The organism is Actinomadura chokoriensis, assembly GCF_041463665.1.
Taxonomy (GTDB): Bacteria; Actinomycetota; Actinomycetes; order Streptosporangiales; family Streptosporangiaceae; genus Spirillospora; species Spirillospora chokoriensis_A.
Map to the genome: position 1 here is coordinate 32,271 of NZ_JAXCEJ010000015.1, position 15,304 is coordinate 47,574.

The window sequence follows — 15,304 nt, forward strand, 5'->3', positions numbered from 1 at the left end:
CGCGGCCACGGCCGGGAAGAGGCGTACGGGGCCGCCACCTCGGTGCTGGGGTGGCGGCCCCGACCGCGTCTCAGCCCGCCTGCTCGGCGGCCTCGACGACGTTCGCGAGCAGCATGGCGCGGGTCATCGGGCCGACGCCGCCGGGATTCGGCGCGACCCACCCGGCGACCTCCCGGACGTCGGCGGCGACGTCACCGGCGAGCTTGCCGTCCACCCGGGAGACGCCCACGTCGAGGACGGCCGCACCAGGCTTGACCATCTCGGCGGTGATGAGGCCCGGGACGCCGGCGGCGGCCACGACGATGTCGGCCGCTCGGGTGTGGGCGGCCAGGTCGCGGGTGGCGGTGTGGCACAGGGTGACGGTCGCGTTCTCGCTGCGGCGGGTCAGCAGGAGCCCGAGCGAGCGCCCGACCGTGATGCCACGGCCGACGACGGCGACCTCGGCGCCCTTCAGCGGGACGTCGTAGCGGCGCAGCAGCTCGACGATGCCCTTCGGGGTGCAGGGCAGCGGTCCCGGCTGCATCAGGACGAGCCGGCCGAGGTTCGTCGGGTGCAGGCCGTCGGCGTCCTTGGACGGGTCGATGCGCTCCAGCACGCGCTGCTCGTCCAGGCCCTTCGGCAGCGGGAGCTGGACGATGTAGCCGGTGCAGGCCGGGTCGGCGTTCAGCTCGGCGACGGCCTGCTCCACGTCGTCCTGGGTGGCGGTGGCGGGCAGGTCGCGGCGGATGCTCTCGATGCCGACCTCGGCGCAGTCGCGGTGCTTCATGTTGACGTAGGAGTGGCTGCCCGGGTCGTCGCCGACCAGCACGGTGCCGAGACCGACGGACACGCCGCGGTCGCGGAGCGCCTCGACGCGCACCTTGAGGTTCGAGCGGATCTCGGCGGCCGTGGCCTTGCCGTCCAGAATCTGTGCCGTCATGCGTTCCTCCGCGTGGATCTCGCCGGGCCCCGGCAGGACCGAGCCCGGCTCGAGGTCCCGTCCACCCAGGCGCGCGGTGTCCGGACTGTCGTTCGCTCCCCGGTGGTGATCCACCTTGCCGCGCCAGTCGCGTGAAAACCCATGGTAACGGCCGAGTGGCACGCGGAAATCGGCGCCGAGTGGCCCTGCCGGGGCGGGCGCCGGGCCTTCTAGCGTGGGCGGCATGAGCGACGCATGGTTCGAGCGGCCCGTCCTGGTCGGGCGTCACGTGCGGCTGGAGCCGCTGTCCCCCGAGCACGCCGGGGGGCTGTTCGAGGCGTCCAAGGACCCGGACGTGTGGACGTGGCTGAGCGAGCGGCGGCCGGGGACAGCCGGCGAGATGGCCGCGCTCGTCGGCAAGGCGCTGGACGACTGCGAGCGCCGCGTCCGGCTCCCCTGGGTCCAGATCGACGCGGCAACCGGGGAGGTGGCGGGGACGACGTCGTACTACGAGGTGGCGCCGGCCCACCGGGGCCTGTGCATCGGCCACACCTGGCTCGGCGCGCGGTGGCACCGGACGGCGGTCAACACCGAGGCGAAGCTGCTCCTGCTCGGGCGCGCGTTCGACGAGCTGGGCGCGATCCGGGTGGGCTGGCACACGCACGTCCGGAACGCGCGGTCGCGGGCGGCGATCGAGCGGCTCGGCGCCTCGTTCGAGGGCGTGCACCGCAAGCACCGGATCCGGGCGGACGGTTCGATCCGCGACACCGCCGTCTACGGCATGACGGACGACGAGTGGCCCGCCGCGGCGCGGGCCCTGCGGGAACGGCTGCGCTAGTCCTCGGAGCGCTGCCGGCGGGCGAGCGCGCGGTCGGTGCCGTGCCAGCCGAGCCGGGCGGCCAGGACGGCGGCCAGGAAGGCGGCGACCAGCCCGATCACCTGCCGGGAGTCCATCAGCAGCGCGTCGACCAGGTACACCGATCGCAGCATGAGGGCCAGCAGCACGTCCATCGCGCCTCCATCACCGAACGCCCGCGCCGGGGTCAAGGGAGGGTCATGAGGCGCGGTCAGCCTGAGGCTACCCCCAGTGCGAAGCAAAGGGTTCCGGGCCTAAACCCGGTGCGGCGGTGTTCCGCGCCACACCGGGCCGGCGCCGATCAGTGGAAGAAGTGCCGGACGCCGGTGAAGTACAGGCTGATCCCGGCCTTCGCCGCCGCCTCGATCACCTTGTCGTCGTTGACGGACCCGCCGGGTTCGACGACGGCTTTCACGCCCGCCTCGGTCAGCACCTCGAGGCCGTCCGGGAACGGGAAGAACGCGTCGGAGGCGCCCACGGCGGACGCGGCCCGCTCCGCGCCGGCCCGCGCGACCGCGAGCTTGGCGGAGTCGACCCGGTTGACCTGGCCCATCCCGACGCCGACGGTCGCGCCGCCCGCGGCCAGCAGGATCGCGTTCGACTTCACCGAGCGGACCGCCCGCCACGCGAACGCCAGGTCGCGCAGGGTCGCCTCGTCCACGGCGTCGCCGGTCTTGAGCTCCCAGGTGGACGGGTCGTCGCCGGGCGCGTCCACGCGGTCGACGCCCTGCAGCAGGACGCCGCCGTCGATGCGCCGGTACTCGGTCGCGCCCGCGGGGGCGTCCGGGCAGACGAGCAGCCGCACGTTCTTGAACCGGCCTTCGAGGACGGTGACGGCCTCGGCGTCGAAGGCGGGCGCGATGACCACCTCGGCGAAGCTCTCGGTGACCTGCCGGGCCATGTCGGCGCTGACCGGGCGGTTCGCCGCGATCACGCCGCCGTAGGCCGACACGGGGTCGCAGGCGTGCGCCTTGCGGTGCGCCTCGGCGATGTCCGCGCCGACCGCTATGCCGCACGGGTTGGCGTGCTTGATGATCGCGACGCAGGGCTCGGTGAAGTCGTAGGCGGCGCGGCGGGCGGCGTCGGTGTCCACGTAGTTGTTGTAGGACATCTCCTTGCCGTACAGCTGCTCCGCGCCGGCCAGGCCGGTCTCGCCCGGCGAGCGGTACAGGGCCGCGCGCTGGTGCGGGTTCTCCCCGTACCGGAGGGTGTTCGAGCGCTCCCAGGTGGCGCCGAGGAAGTCGGGCCACTGCGTTTCGGCGGCGGTCTCGTCAGGGGCGTAGGCGCTCGCGAACCAGGAGGCCACGGCCACGTCGTAGGACGCGGTGTGCGCGAACGCCCGCGCGGCGAGGCGGCGGCGCTCCGCCAGGGTGAACCCGCCGGCCTTCACCGCGTCGAGGACCGTCCCGTAGGCGGACGGGTCGACGACGACGGACACGCTCGCGTGGTTCTTCGCGGCGGCGCGCACCATCGTCGGGCCGCCGATGTCGATCTGCTCGACGCACTCGTCCGGCCCGGCGCCCGAGTCGACCGTGTCGGCGAACGGGTACAGGTTCGCGATCACGAGGTCGAACGGCTCCACGGCCAGGTCGTCGAGCTGCTGGAGGTGGTCCTCCTTGCGGCGGTCGGCGAGCAGGCCCGCGTGCACCTTGGGGTGCAGGGTCTTGACCCGTCCGTCCAGGCACTCGGGGAATCCGGTGAGCTTCTCCACCTTCATCACCGGGACGCCGGCGGCGGAGATCCGGCCCGCCGTGGAACCGGTCGAGACGATCTCCACTCCGGCCTCGTGCAGGCCGCGGGCCAGCTCCTCCAGCCCGGACTTGTCGTACACGCTGATCAGCGCGCGCCTAATCGCCACCCGACTCACCGGCCGAGCTCCCCTCATGATCGTCGGAAGTTTCCCTGTCGGACGCGTCACCGCAGGTCCTGCACTTCATGGAGACCCGCCTGCCGCGCGTGGTCCAGCCGTCGCGGGCGAGGCGTCCGACGACGTCGACGAGGAGCCGGCGCTCCACCCGCTTGATCCGCTCGTGCAGGGAGTCTTCGTCGTCGTGCCAGCCCACGGGGACGCTCTCCTGGGCGATGACGGGCCCGGTGTCCACGCCTTCGTCGACGAAGTGAACCGTACAGCCCGTGACCTTGACGCCGTACGCCAGGGCGTCCCGTACGGCGTGGGCGCCGGGGAACGAGGGCAGCAGCGCGGGATGGGTGTTGACGGTCCGGCCGCCGAACCGCGCCAGGAAGCGCGGGCCGAGGATCTTCATGAAGCCGGCGGAGACGACGAGATCGGGCTCGTGCGCCGCGATGGCCTCGGTGAGCGCCGCGTCCCAGTCGTCCCGGGACGGGAAATCGGGGATGCAAACCGTAAAAGTGGGCAAACCCACACGTTCTGCGCGTTCGGTTCCCGCGATATCGGGGCGGTCCGCCCCCACGGCAACGACTTTCGCCCCGTAGGCTGGATCCGCGCACGCGTCGAGCAGCGCTTGTAGGTTGGTCCCCGCGCCGGAGACGAGGACGACGAGCCGGGCGGACACCATGACTCCCCGGTGGACGTTGCTGGGACACCACGAGCCTATCGGGCCGGTTCGACGCCGCTTCACCGCAGATCCGCACTTCACGCAGATCCGCACCACTCGACGTGCACGCGGCACGGGCCAGGAGGAAACGAACGTGAGCGAGCAGCGGGGCCGCGAGGTCAGTCCCGATGACCGCCCGGACGGGCGGCCGGCGGGAGAGCCGCCCGCAGGACCGTCGCAGGCGCGGCAGACCGGGCTGCGGGCCCTGTGGCTCGGCGGCATCGCGCTGCTGACCTCGTTGTTCTTCTACCCGCTCGGCCTGGTGCTCGGGATCGCCGCGCTCGTCGTCGGGATCAAGGCCCGGCGGCAGGCGCGCGCGACCCGCGACTCCGTGCCCGGCGCCGTCCCCGGCATGGTGATGGGCGCGATCGGCCTCGCGACGTCGGTGCTGATGGTCGCGATGGCGGTCTTCCTGCGGACGGAGTTCAGCGGCTACTGGGACTGCGTCAACGCGGCCAACACCAACACCGACCAGCAGGTCTGCCGCGACGAGTACTACCCGCAGTTCGAGGACAAGCTCGACCTGCCGCCCGGCTGGATGGACAGGTACGGGCACCTGCTCTAGTCGTCCCGCTCGGGCTCCTCGCGCAGGACGTAGATCGCGCCGCCCCGGTTCTCGGTGCGGCTCGGGTCCGCGCGCGGCGGCGGGACGGGCCTGCGCGGCTCCTCCGGCTCGGGCTCGTCCACGATGTGGCCTTCGACGACGACCGTGCCGTCGCCCTGCGGCGGGGACGGTTCCGGGCGGGGCCGCCGCTCCTCGACCGGGTCGGGCGACGGTTCGGCCCGCCGGCGCGGCCGCCGCGGGGCGAGGACGGGGTCGGCCTCCTCGAACTCCAGCGGATCCGGCGCGTGCGGGGCCCTCGGCGCCACCGCGGGCTTCGCGGGCAGGTCGTAGTCGCCCGGGACCGGCGCCGACAGCGGCACCGACAGCGGCACCGCAACGGGCTCCGGCCGGACGGGCTGCTTCGCCCGCTTCGCCTGCTTCGCCTGCTTCGGCTTCGCGGCCTTCCCTGCCTTCTCGACCTTCTTCTCGGACGCCGCGGCCCGCGCCGGACGCCGCAGCAGGATCGAGTTCGCGACCCACGCCGCGATCGCCGCCGAGATCCCCACCTCGAGGGCCGCCAGCAGCCCCACCTGCCAGGCGGACGGCCCCACGGTCGCCATCCGCCCGCCACCCAGCGGCCCGCCCGACAGCGCGCTGAGCAGGGCCGCCACGGCACCGGTCAGCGCCCCCGACAGGAAGCCCCACAGCGGCGCGCCCTCCGCCGCCGGGCTCGGCAGCGACCTGACCGTGAGGACGCCGCCGACCGCGCCCGCGACGAACGGCGCCGCCAGCGCGATCAGCGACAGCGCGGGCGCCGGGCCGGGCTGCGGCAGCGCGGCGAGCGGCGGGAACGCCGGGACGACGTCCAGGAACACCCCGGTCGGCGAGACGCTCGTCCCGGCGCCGACCGAGAACCCGGGCCCGACCGCGTACGCCATGCCCCAGATCACGGCGTTCGGCAGGAAGGCCAGCTCGACCAGCAGCAGGAGGACGCCGCCGACCACACCTGGGGCGAGCATGTCGTACAGGTCGCCCGCGGCCCGCATGTTCATGGCGAGCGCCGCGCCCACCAGCACCGCGCCCGAGGCGAGCAGCACGCCGAGCGCGCCCGCCACCCCGATCACCAGCGAGCGGGGCCGCTCGGGCAGCAGCCGCAGCAGCGCGCCGAGCCCCGACCTGACCCGCCGCCCGCGCGCCTCCGCCGCGACCTGCGCGGCGACGACGGCCCGCGCCGCGCCGAGCCCGCCCGCGACGGCGGCGACGACGAAGCACGCGACGAGCGCCTGCCACGCCGACGACCGCACCTCCTTCGAGGAGGCCGCGAGCGCGAGCAGCGCCGCGAGCGCCGCGTACGGCGCGGCCAGCGCGACCGCCACGTGCACGACCGCGATCCGGGGACGCCGCCGCAGCCCCGCCACCCGGATCATCCACCCGCCGCCCCGGTACAGCAGGACGCCGGGCAGGACGAGCACGCCGAGCGGCAGCAGCCCGACCCGCCCCTGCCCGTAGGAGAAGCCCGCGTGGTGGGACACGAGCCAGAAGTTCACGGCCGTCCGGAACACCCCGGACATGCCGTGGCCGAGCGCGGTCTTCGGCGCCGCGATCCATCCGATGAGCGTGATCGTGGTGAGCACCGCGAGCCCGATCCCGACGCACCACAGCGCCGCGACCAGCCCCGTCACGTACAGCGGCCGCGCCGCGGCGGCCGCCGGCGGGCGCCCCCTGGCGGGCTCGGCGCGCGGCCGTCCGGTCTCGCCCTTCGACGGCTCGGGCCTCGCACGCTGCCCGCGGGTCTGCTCGCTCACCGCCCCATGCTGACACCACCCCCGCCGCCCAGCGCCCCCCGCGCCCGGCGTGTCGCCTTTGTCGTCACCCCCGGACGTGAAAGACGCCCGGGCCGGGGCGGCTCGGGCGTCTTTCGGTGGTGCTGGGGAATCAGCGGTTCTGCATGATCTCCCGCATGAGGACGGCGGTCTCGCTGGGGGTCTTGCCGACGCGGACGCCGACCTTCTCCAGGGCCTCCTTCTTCGCCTGCGCGGTGCCGGCGGAGCCGGACACGATCGCGCCCGCGTGGCCCATGGTCTTGCCCTCGGGGGCGGTGAACCCGGCGACGTAGCCGACGACCGGCTTGGTCACGTGCTGCTCGATGTAGGCGGCGGCGCGCTCCTCGGCGTCGCCGCCGATCTCACCGATCATCACGATGGCGTCGGTCTCCGGGTCGTCCTGGAACGCCTGGAGGGCGTCGATGTGGGTCGTCCCGATGACGGGGTCGCCGCCGATGCCGACGCAGGTGGTGAAGCCGATGTCGCGCAGCTCGTACATCATCTGGTAGGTCAGCGTGCCCGACTTGGACACGAGGCCGATGCGGCCCGGCGTGGTGATGTCGGCCGGGATGATGCCGGCGTTCGACTTGCCGGGGGACGCGATGCCGGGGCAGTTCGGCCCGATGATGCGGGTCTTGTTACCGGCCTTTTCGGCGTAGGCCCAGAAGTAGGCCGTGTCGTGCACGGGGATGCCCTCGGTGATGACCACGCAGAGGGGGATCTCGGCGTCGATCGCCTCGACGACGGCGTCCTTGGTGAACTTCGGCGGGACGAACACGACGGAGACGTCCGCGCCGGTCTGCTCCATGGCCTCCTTGACGGTGCCGAACACCGGGAGGCTGGTGCCGTCGAAGTCGACCGTCTGGCCGGCCTTGCGGGCGTTCACGCCGCCGACGACCTGCGCGCCGGACGCGAGCATCCGGCGGCCGTGCTTGGTGCCCTCGGAGCCCGTGATGCCCTGGACGATGATCTTGCTGTTCTCGGTGAGCCAGATGGCCATTGTCATGCACCTGCCGCTGCGAGTTCGGCGGCGCGCTTGGCCGCCTCGTCCATGGTGTCCACCTGCTGAACGCCGGGCAGCGCCGCGTCGCTGAGGATCTGGCGGCCGAGCTCGGCGTTGTTGCCGTCCAGCCGGACGACGAGGGGCCGGTCGACGGACTCGCCCCGGTCGGCCAGCAGCTTGTAGGCCGAGACGATGCCGTTGGCGACGGCGTCGCAGGCGGTGATGCCGCCGAAGACGTTCACGAAGACCGACTTGACGGCTGCGTCGGACAGGACGATCTCCAGCCCGTTCGCCATCACCTCGGCGGACGCGCCGCCGCCGATGTCGAGGAAGTTGGCCGGCTTCTGCCCGTCGAACTGCTCGCCCGCGTAGGCCACGACGTCCAGCGTGGACATGACCAGGCCGGCGCCGTTGCCGATGATGCCGACGCTGCCGTCCAGCTTCACGTAGTTGAGGTCCTTGGCCTTGGCCGCGGCCTCCAGCGGGTCGGCGGCGGCCTTGTCCTCGAACTTCTCGTGGTCCTGGCGGAACCCGGCGTTGTCGTCCAGCGTGACCTTGCCGTCGAGGGCCTTCACCTGGCCGTCGGCGGTGAGGATCATCGGGTTCACCTCGACGAGGGAGGCGTCCTCGTCGGTGAACACGGCCCACAGCCGCTCGATCAGCTCGGCGGCGCCGTCCAGGGCCTCCTGCGGGAGGCGTCCCTGCTCGGCGATCGCGCGGGCCTTGGCCCGGTCGACGCCGTCCAGCGGCGAGACCGGCACCATCGCCAGCCGGTCGTGCGGCACCTCCTCGATCTCCACGCCGCCCTCGACGGAGCAGATGGACAGGAAGGTGCGGTTGGCGCGGTCGAGCAGGAAGGAGAAGTAGTACTCCTGCGCGATCGCGCTCCCCTCCTCGATCAGGACCTTGTGGACCGTGTGGCCCTTGATGTCCATGCCGAGGATCTGACCGGCGAGCGTCTCCGCCTCGTCGGCCGTGTCGGCCAGCTTCACGCCGCCGGCCTTGCCCCGGCCGCCGGTCTTCACCTGGGCCTTGACGACGACCTTCTTGCTGCCCGCGGAGAACAGTTCCTCCGCGATGGCGCGTGCTTCCTGGGGAGTATGGGCGACCTTGCCGGTAGGCACCGGTACCCCGTACTCGGCGAAGAGTTCCTTCGCCTGATGTTCGAACAGGTCCACGAGGCGTCCTTAAAACGGATCGACAGCCAAAGACCACACGAGTCGGCGATCTACACGGGTTCCCGTGCGGCCGGCACTCTGCGGTCCGCTCCGTCGATGCAGCCTAGTCAACCCCGCTCCGTGGTGACGCCGCCGGGTCCATATGTCACGACCCGTCCGCCCGGAAGGCAAGTGTCCCCCGGCGGAAGGTGTCTCCTCCTGAGGGGTGGGCACGAGTGGCTCGTGAGGAGGATGAACCTATTGACGTAGTTTGATGTACTTATTTCGCTGCCACGGACGCGGCATAGGGGGCGAACGCATGGCGATGGCGGAGAAACGGGATACACCCGTCGCAGCCTCCGTCCCCGCGCAGGCCGTCCACACCGGCTCGGTACCGCCGCCCGCACGCCGCCCGGGCGCCGGGCGGGGTCCGGCGCGCCGGCCGCCCGGCTCCCGCAGGCGGTCGGGCGCGCGCAAGGTCCGCCGCACCGCCGCCCTGCTGATCGTGGCCGCGCTCGTCGCGACCGGCGGCGCCAACGTGCCCGAACCGTCCGGCCCCGGCTGGGCGAGCCCCGGGCTTATCGGCGGAGGCGGCTGGCCGTTCGAGGGCGTCCCGCTCTCCCCCGAGCAGGCCGAGGGGGCCGCCTACCTGCCCGGCAGTTCGGTCATCCGGCTCGCGGACGGACGGATCCGGCTCATCCCGTCCGGCGGTGACACGCCCATCACGGTGGACGCGTCCGACCCGCGCGTCGGCCGGGCCGTCCGGTCCGACAGCGCGTGGCTGTCGAAGGGCACGATCCCGACCGGCGGCAAGGACCAGACCTACCACGACATGGCGGCGCGCGCGCTGCTCGACCTGCGGCTCCTCACCCGCCCGAACGGCGCGTCGCTCGCCTCCTGGTACACCAACTGGCACTACTGCTGGCCGCGCGACTCGGCGTTCACCGTCGCCGCGTTCACCGTCACCGGCCACCCGTCGGAGGCCCGCCGCGTCCTGCGCTTCCTCGCCCGCGCCCAGAGCGACAACGGGATGTGGGCCGCGCGGTACAACGCCGACGGGACGGCGGTCGCCGACGGCCGCGCGCCCCAGCTCGACTCGCTCGGCTGGGTGCTGTGGGCGGCCTGGCTCTACGGCGTCCAGGCCGGCATGACCGACGACCTGCCGGACCTGTGGCCGATGGTGCGGCGCGCCGCCGACCACCTCGCCGGCTCGCTGGACGCCGAGGGCCTGCCGCCCGCCTCGTCCGACTACTGGGAGCGCGACCCCCGGCGCGAGCAGGACCCGCGGCGCCCGACGCTCGGCGTCGTCGGCCCCGTGCTCGCCGGGCTGCGGTCCGCCGCCGACCTCGCGCGCAGGCACGGCGAGAGCGGGAAGGCGGCCGAGTGGGGGCACGCGGCGCAGCGGGCCTCCGACGCGGTGGCCAGGCAGTTCGCGCCCTACGGCTACCCGCGCTCGCCCGTCCCCGGCGGCCTGATGGACACCTCCGTGACGTTCCTCGCCCCGCCGTTCGCGCCGGCCGACGCCGCCGTCACCGCCGCGATCCAGGACGCCGCCCGCAAGCAGGCGCTGCCGAACGGGGGCGTGCTGCCGGGCGAGCGCTGGTCCGGCGCCCCGGACGTCGCCTGGACCCCGGAAACAGCCCTTTTCGGGCTGAACGCCGCGGCCTCCGGCCGGACGGACGAGGCCCTCGGCCGGTTGAGCTGGCTCAACGCCCACCGGACGTCCCTCGGCGTCCTGCCGGAGAAGGTCGGCCCGACCGGCAGGCCCGCCGGCCCGGCGCCGCTCGGCTGGACGGCGTCCCTCGTCCTGCTCAGCCTCTCCGCCCTGGAACGCCCGCTCCCCATCCCCTAGCCGAACTGCTCGTAGGCGAGCTTCGCGACCAGCGCGGCGACCACGCAGAGCAGGACGACCCGGACGAACCCGGCGCCGCGCCTGATCGCCATATGGGCGCCGATCTGCGCCCCGGCCGCGTTGCACACGGCCATGGCCAGCCCCACCGCCCACAGCACGTGCCCCTGTGCGGCGAAGACCACCAGCGCCCCCAGGTTGGTCCCCGTGTTAATGATCTTCGAGGTGGCAGACGCGTCCACGAAGTCCATGCCGAGCAGCGCGGTGAACGCGACGACCAGGAACGTCCCGGTGCCGGGCCCGACGAGCCCGTCGTAGAAGGCGATCGCGACGCCCGGGACGAGGACCGCGGCGGCGACCCGGCGGCGGGTGCGCAGCACGTGCCGCGGCACCCGGCCGAGCTCCGGCCTGAGCACCACGATCGCGGCGACGGTCAGCAGCACGACCATGATGACCGGTTTGAGCACGTCCGACGAGATCGCCGACGCGCACAGCGCGCCGCCCGCCGCGCAGCACACCGCGAGCAGGCCTGCGGGGACCGCGACGCGGACGTCCGGCTTGGCCTTGCGCGCGTAGGCGACGGCGGCCGAGGCGGTGCCCGCGATCGAGCCGAGCTTGTTGGTGGCGAGCGCTGTCGCGACCGGCTGCCCGGGGTTCGCCAGCAGCAGCGCGGGCAACTGGATCAGCCCGCCACCGCCGACCACGGCGTCGACCCAGCCGGCCGCGACGGCAGCGGCCAGCAGCATGAGCACCTGCTCGGCGTGCACGGGGACTCCCGGGGGTAAGGAGTTAAATTAAGATCACTAATTACCCTACCGGTTTCCCCGGGACGTCACGAGGTCCATTCGTCGGCGAGGACGGCCCAGACCTGGGTGTCCCGGCGCTCGCCGCCCAGCACGAACGCCTGCCGCAGGACGCCCTCGCACGTCATGCCGAGGCGCGTCGCGACCGCCGCGCTGGCGGTGTTGCGCGGATCGCAGAGCCACTCGGCCCGGTGCAGGCCCCGCACACCGAACGCCCAGTCGATCATGTGGCGGACGGCCGTCGTGACCAGCCCGCGCCCGCGCACCCCGGCCGCGAGCCAGACGCCCACCTCGCAGACGCCCTGCCCGGCGTCGAACGTGCGGAAGAGCGTTCCGCCCTGGAGGACGCCATCGACCCAGATGCCGTAGATGCGCCCCCTGTCATTGGCCTCCCGCTCCGCGTAGGACTGGAGCAGGGCGCGGGCCGTCTCCTCGTCCACGATCGTCCGGGCCCAGGGGATGAACTCCTCGAGGTCGGCGCGGACCGTCCGCACGTGCTCGGCGAACTCGGCCGCCTGCCACGGCTCCAGCGGACGGAGTTCGGCGCCGTCGGCGAGCGTGCGAGCGAACATGGAACCTCCACAGGGGTACATACCGAACGTTTGTTATGTACTCTACGGGCATGCCCGCCCGAGGTGATCACGACGCCCGACGCCGGGACGTGTCCGAGGCCGTCTGGCGCGTCCTCGCCGAGCACGGCTTCGGCGGCCTCACCCTGCGCGCCGTCGCGGCCGAGATGGGCGCCTCCACCGGCCTGCTCACCCACTACTTCCCGAACAAGAAGGCCCTCGTCGCGCACGCCCTCGACGTGGCCGACGAGCGCACCGCGAACCGTCCACTCCGCACGGCGCCGCCGGGCATGCCCGCCCTGCGCGCCGCCCTCCTCGACGTCCTGTCCCTCACCCCCGCCGCGACGGCCATGAACCGCGTATGGGTCAGTTCGTGGGACGTCTCCCTCGCCGACCCCGCCCTCGCGTCCCGCCAGAAGGACCGCTACGACAGCTGGCGCGGGCGCCTGCGCCCGCACGTCGCGGCGGCCGTCGCACTCGGCGAACTGCCCGCCGGCAGCGACGTGGACGATGTCACCGCGTCCGCCGCCGCCTTCGCACACGGCCTCGTCGTCCACGCCCTCTTCGACCCCGCCCGCTTCCCGCCGGGCCGGCAGACCGCCCTGCTCGACGGCTTCCTCGCGTCCCTGAACCCGGCCTCCCCGCCGGAGTGAGGAAGCGCTCAGAGTTTCTCGATGGTGGCGAAGCGCAGGACCAGGGTCCGGACGCCGTATTCGCCGCCGAAGTCGACGCTGGCCTTTTCGCCCCGGTCGTAGACGGAGACGACGGTGCCGAGGCCGAAAGCGTCGTGGGTGACCTTGTCGCCCGGCGAAAGGGACGGGACGGGACGGTTGCCCGGGGAGCGGACCCCCGGACGTTCGGCCATTCTGGCCATTGCCGGAGTGGACGTCGAGGACGCCTCGCGCTCCCATTCGACAAGGGCCTTCGGGACCTCGCCGAGGAAGCGGGACGGCGGGTTGACCTGAGGTGCGCCCCATGAGCTGCGCATCGCGGCGCGGGAGACGTAAAGGCGCTGCCGGGCGCGGGTGATGCCGACGTAGGCGAGGCGGCGTTCCTCTTCGAGTTCCTTGGGGTTGCTCATGGCGCGGAGGTGCGGGAAGACGCCGTCCTCCATTCCGGTGAGGAACACGACCGGGAATTCGAGGCCCTTGGCGGTGTGCAGGGTCATCAGGGTGACGACGCCCTGCTCGGATTCATCGGGCTGCTCGCCGGGCGGGACGGGGCCGCCCTTCGCGCCGCCGGGAATGGAGTCGGCGTCGGCCACCAGGGCGACCTGCTCCAGGAATTCGGGGAGGCGGCCCTCGGCGGATTCGCCGTCGAGGCGCTCCTCGAATTCGCGGGCGACGGCTTCGAGTTCCTGGAGGTTCTCGACGCGGGTCTCGTCCTGCGGGTCCTTGGAGTTCTGGAGCTCCTCCAGGTAGCCGCTCGCCTTGAGGACCTCGGCGATCAGGTCGGCCGGGGCGAGCGTCTCGGCGGCGGCGCGCAGCTCGTCCAGCAGGGTGACGAACTCCCGGACGGCGTTGATCGAGCGGGTCGCCATGCCGGGCACGTCCTCGGGCACCCGGAGAGCCTGCCAGAACGAGATGCGCTCGCGGGACGCGTACGCCTCGACACATGCCTCGGCGCGGTCGCCGATGCCGCGCTTGGGGACGTTCAGGATGCGGCGCAGGGAGACGGCGTCCTCGGGGTTGGCGAGGCAGCGCAGGTAGGCGAGCGCGTCGCGGATCTCCTTGCGCTCGTAGAACCGGACGCCGCCGACGACCTTGTACGGCAGCCCGACCCGGATGAACACCTCTTCGAAGACACGCGACTGCGCGTTGGTGCGGTAGAAGACGGCGACGTCGCCGGGACGGGCGTCGCCGTCGTCGGTGAGCCGGTCGACCTCGTGGGCGACGAACGCGGCCTCGTCGTGCTCGTTGTCGGCCACATAGCCGGTGATCTTGTGGCCTTCGCCCTGGTCGGACCACAGCTTCTTCGGCTTGCGGTCGGCGTTGCGCTCGATGACCGCGTTGGCCGCGGACAGGATCGTCTGGGTGGAGCGGTAGTTCTGCTCCAGCAGGATCGTGGTGGCGTCCGGGTAGTCGCGCTCGAACTCCAGGATGTTGCGGATCGTCGCACCGCGGAACGCGTAGATCGACTGGTCGGCGTCGCCGACCACGCACAGTTCGGCCGCCCCCACGCCCTCGATGGGGGCGGTCAGCTCGCGGACCAGCTCGTACTGCGCGTGGTTGGTGTCCTGGTACTCGTCGACGAGGACGTGCCGGAACCGCCGCCGGTAGTGCTCGGCGGCCTCCGGGAAGACCTGGAGCAGGTTGACCGTCATCATGATCAGGTCGTCGAAGTCCATGGCGGCGGCCTGCTGGAGGCGCGCCTGGTACATCTCGTACGCCTCGGCGAGCGTCTGCTCCATGTGCGTCGAGGCGCGCGCCTTGAACGTCTCGTAGTCGATCAGCTCGTTCTTCAGGTTGGACACCTGGGCGCTGAACGACTTCGGCGGGTAGCGCTTCGGGTCGAGGTCGAGCTCGCGGCAGACCAGCGCCATGAGGCGGTTCGCGTCGGCCTGGTCGTAGATCGAGAAGCTCGTGGGGAAGCCGAGGCGCCCCGCCTCGCGGCGCAGGATCCGCACGCACGCGGAGTGGAACGTCATCACCCACATGGCGCGCGAGCGCGGCCCGACGAGGGCGTCGACGCGCTCCTTCATCTCGGCGGCGGCCTTGTTGGTGAAGGTGATCGCGAGGATCTGGCCGGGGTGCGCGCCGCGCTCGCCGAGCAGGTGGGCGACGCGGTGGGTGAGCACCCGGGTCTTGCCCGAGCCGGCGCCGGCGACGATCAGCAGGGGGCCGCCGGAGTGCACGACGGCGGCGCGCTGCTGCGGGTTGAGGCCATCGAGCAAGGGGTGAGCTTCGGTCTTCGACATCAGATGCGAGTCTACGGCGCGGCGCGGACGTTTTCGGCGCGTCCGCCGACACCCGGCGGCCCGCCCGCGTCCGCCGCTCCCGGCCGCCCTCCCCGCGGCCGGGGCCGTTGGCGGGATGTGGACAGATGGCGGGGCTTTTGAACTCCACAGGTTGACTCGATCTCCCGACCGGCGGAGCGTCGGTCGAAAGGGAGCGGACGCACGGACCGCCGGATCACCGTCCCGGCCGGGTCCGCGGACGCAAGGCCCCGTACTTCGAAACCCGCAGGTCCGCTCGCAGCCGCGCGCAGTCAGCAGGGACGCGCGCAC

14 protein-coding genes and 1 riboswitch are annotated in these 15,304 nt (G+C 72.9%); of the genes, 4 read left to right on the forward strand and 10 right to left on the reverse strand.

All coding sequences use genetic code 11. The annotated features are described in order from the left end of the window. Positions 1-70 precede the first annotated feature (70 nt). A complete protein-coding gene (locus SM418_RS22495; RefSeq protein ID WP_371942863.1) occupies positions 71-919 on the reverse strand; it encodes a bifunctional methylenetetrahydrofolate dehydrogenase/methenyltetrahydrofolate cyclohydrolase in 849 nt (282 codons plus the stop codon). 56 nt (positions 920-975) lie between these two features. Next, positions 976-1,060, reverse strand: a riboswitch (ZMP/ZTP riboswitch). Between the two features lie 82 nt (positions 1,061-1,142). Here SM418_RS22495 and SM418_RS22500 point away from each other — a divergent pair. Then, positions 1,143-1,736, forward strand: coding sequence for a GNAT family N-acetyltransferase (locus SM418_RS22500; RefSeq protein ID WP_371942864.1), 594 nt, complete (start codon positions 1,143-1,145; stop codon positions 1,734-1,736). On the opposite strand, the gene SM418_RS22505 is transcribed toward SM418_RS22500, so the two are convergent. The 3 genes from SM418_RS22505 to purN form a co-directional block, all read right to left on the reverse strand. After that, positions 1,733-1,909 (reverse strand): hypothetical protein, encoded by a 177-nt coding sequence (locus tag SM418_RS22505; RefSeq protein ID WP_371942865.1) that lies wholly within the window; start codon positions 1,907-1,909, stop codon positions 1,733-1,735. The genes SM418_RS22500 and SM418_RS22505 overlap by 4 nt on opposite strands. Before the next feature lie 146 nt (positions 1,910-2,055). After that, positions 2,056-3,621, reverse strand: coding sequence for a bifunctional phosphoribosylaminoimidazolecarboxamide formyltransferase/IMP cyclohydrolase (gene purH / locus SM418_RS22510; protein ID WP_371942866.1), 1,566 nt, complete (start codon positions 3,619-3,621; stop codon positions 2,056-2,058). Continuing rightward, positions 3,602-4,291, reverse strand: coding sequence for a phosphoribosylglycinamide formyltransferase (gene purN, locus SM418_RS22515; protein ID WP_371942867.1), 690 nt, complete (start codon positions 4,289-4,291; stop codon positions 3,602-3,604). Before purN ends, purH begins: the two co-directional genes overlap by 20 nt. Positions 4,292-4,424: 133 nt before the next feature. Here purN and SM418_RS22520 point away from each other — a divergent pair, with 133 nt between their 5' ends. Then, on the forward strand, positions 4,425-4,895 hold the full coding sequence (locus SM418_RS22520) for a DUF4190 domain-containing protein (RefSeq protein ID WP_371942868.1): 471 nt from the start codon (positions 4,425-4,427) through the stop codon (positions 4,893-4,895). On the opposite strand, the gene SM418_RS22525 is transcribed toward SM418_RS22520, so the two are convergent. The 3 genes from SM418_RS22525 to sucC form a co-directional block, all read right to left on the reverse strand. Beyond that, positions 4,892-6,679, reverse strand: a complete 1,788-nt coding sequence (locus SM418_RS22525; RefSeq protein WP_371942869.1) for a cell division protein PerM — start codon at positions 6,677-6,679, stop codon at positions 4,892-4,894. The genes SM418_RS22520 and SM418_RS22525 overlap by 4 nt on opposite strands. A 130-nt stretch (positions 6,680-6,809) precedes the next feature. Further along, the gene (sucD, locus tag SM418_RS22530) at positions 6,810-7,697 is read right to left on the reverse strand and encodes a succinate--CoA ligase subunit alpha (RefSeq protein ID WP_371942870.1); all 888 of its coding nucleotides are present in this window, start codon (positions 7,695-7,697) and stop codon (positions 6,810-6,812) included. A 2-nt stretch (positions 7,698-7,699) separates the two neighbouring features. Next, positions 7,700-8,878 carry an ADP-forming succinate--CoA ligase subunit beta gene (gene sucC, locus SM418_RS22535; RefSeq protein WP_371942871.1) on the reverse strand — a complete coding sequence of 393 codons (1,179 nt, stop codon included), beginning with the start codon at positions 8,876-8,878 and terminating at the stop codon, positions 7,700-7,702. Between the two features lie 298 nt (positions 8,879-9,176). Between sucC and SM418_RS22540 the strand changes: the two genes are divergently transcribed. Continuing rightward, positions 9,177-10,709, forward strand: a complete 1,533-nt coding sequence (locus tag SM418_RS22540) for a glycoside hydrolase family 15 protein (protein ID WP_371942872.1) — start codon at positions 9,177-9,179, stop codon at positions 10,707-10,709. Here SM418_RS22540 and SM418_RS22545 read toward each other — a convergent pair. Together SM418_RS22545 and SM418_RS22550 are read right to left on the reverse strand one after the other, a co-directional pair. Then, positions 10,706-11,452, reverse strand: a complete 747-nt coding sequence (locus tag SM418_RS22545; RefSeq protein ID WP_371943029.1) for a sulfite exporter TauE/SafE family protein — start codon at positions 11,450-11,452, stop codon at positions 10,706-10,708. The genes SM418_RS22540 and SM418_RS22545 overlap by 4 nt on opposite strands. A gap of 86 nt (positions 11,453-11,538) precedes the next feature. After that, complete coding sequence (locus tag SM418_RS22550; RefSeq protein ID WP_371942873.1) at positions 11,539-12,081, reverse strand: GNAT family N-acetyltransferase; 543 nt, start codon at positions 12,079-12,081, stop codon at positions 11,539-11,541. 50 nt (positions 12,082-12,131) lie between these two features. Here SM418_RS22550 and SM418_RS22555 point away from each other — a divergent pair, with 50 nt between their 5' ends. Beyond that, positions 12,132-12,731: a TetR/AcrR family transcriptional regulator gene (locus tag SM418_RS22555; RefSeq protein WP_371942874.1), complete on the forward strand. Its 600-nt coding sequence runs from the start codon at positions 12,132-12,134 to the stop codon at positions 12,729-12,731. A gap of 8 nt (positions 12,732-12,739) precedes the next feature. Here the strand turns inward: SM418_RS22555 and pcrA are convergent, their stop codons facing one another. Next, the gene (gene pcrA / locus SM418_RS22560) at positions 12,740-14,995 is read right to left on the reverse strand and encodes a DNA helicase PcrA (protein ID WP_371942875.1); all 2,256 of its coding nucleotides are present in this window, start codon (positions 14,993-14,995) and stop codon (positions 12,740-12,742) included. Between the last annotated feature and the right edge of the window lie 309 nt (positions 14,996-15,304).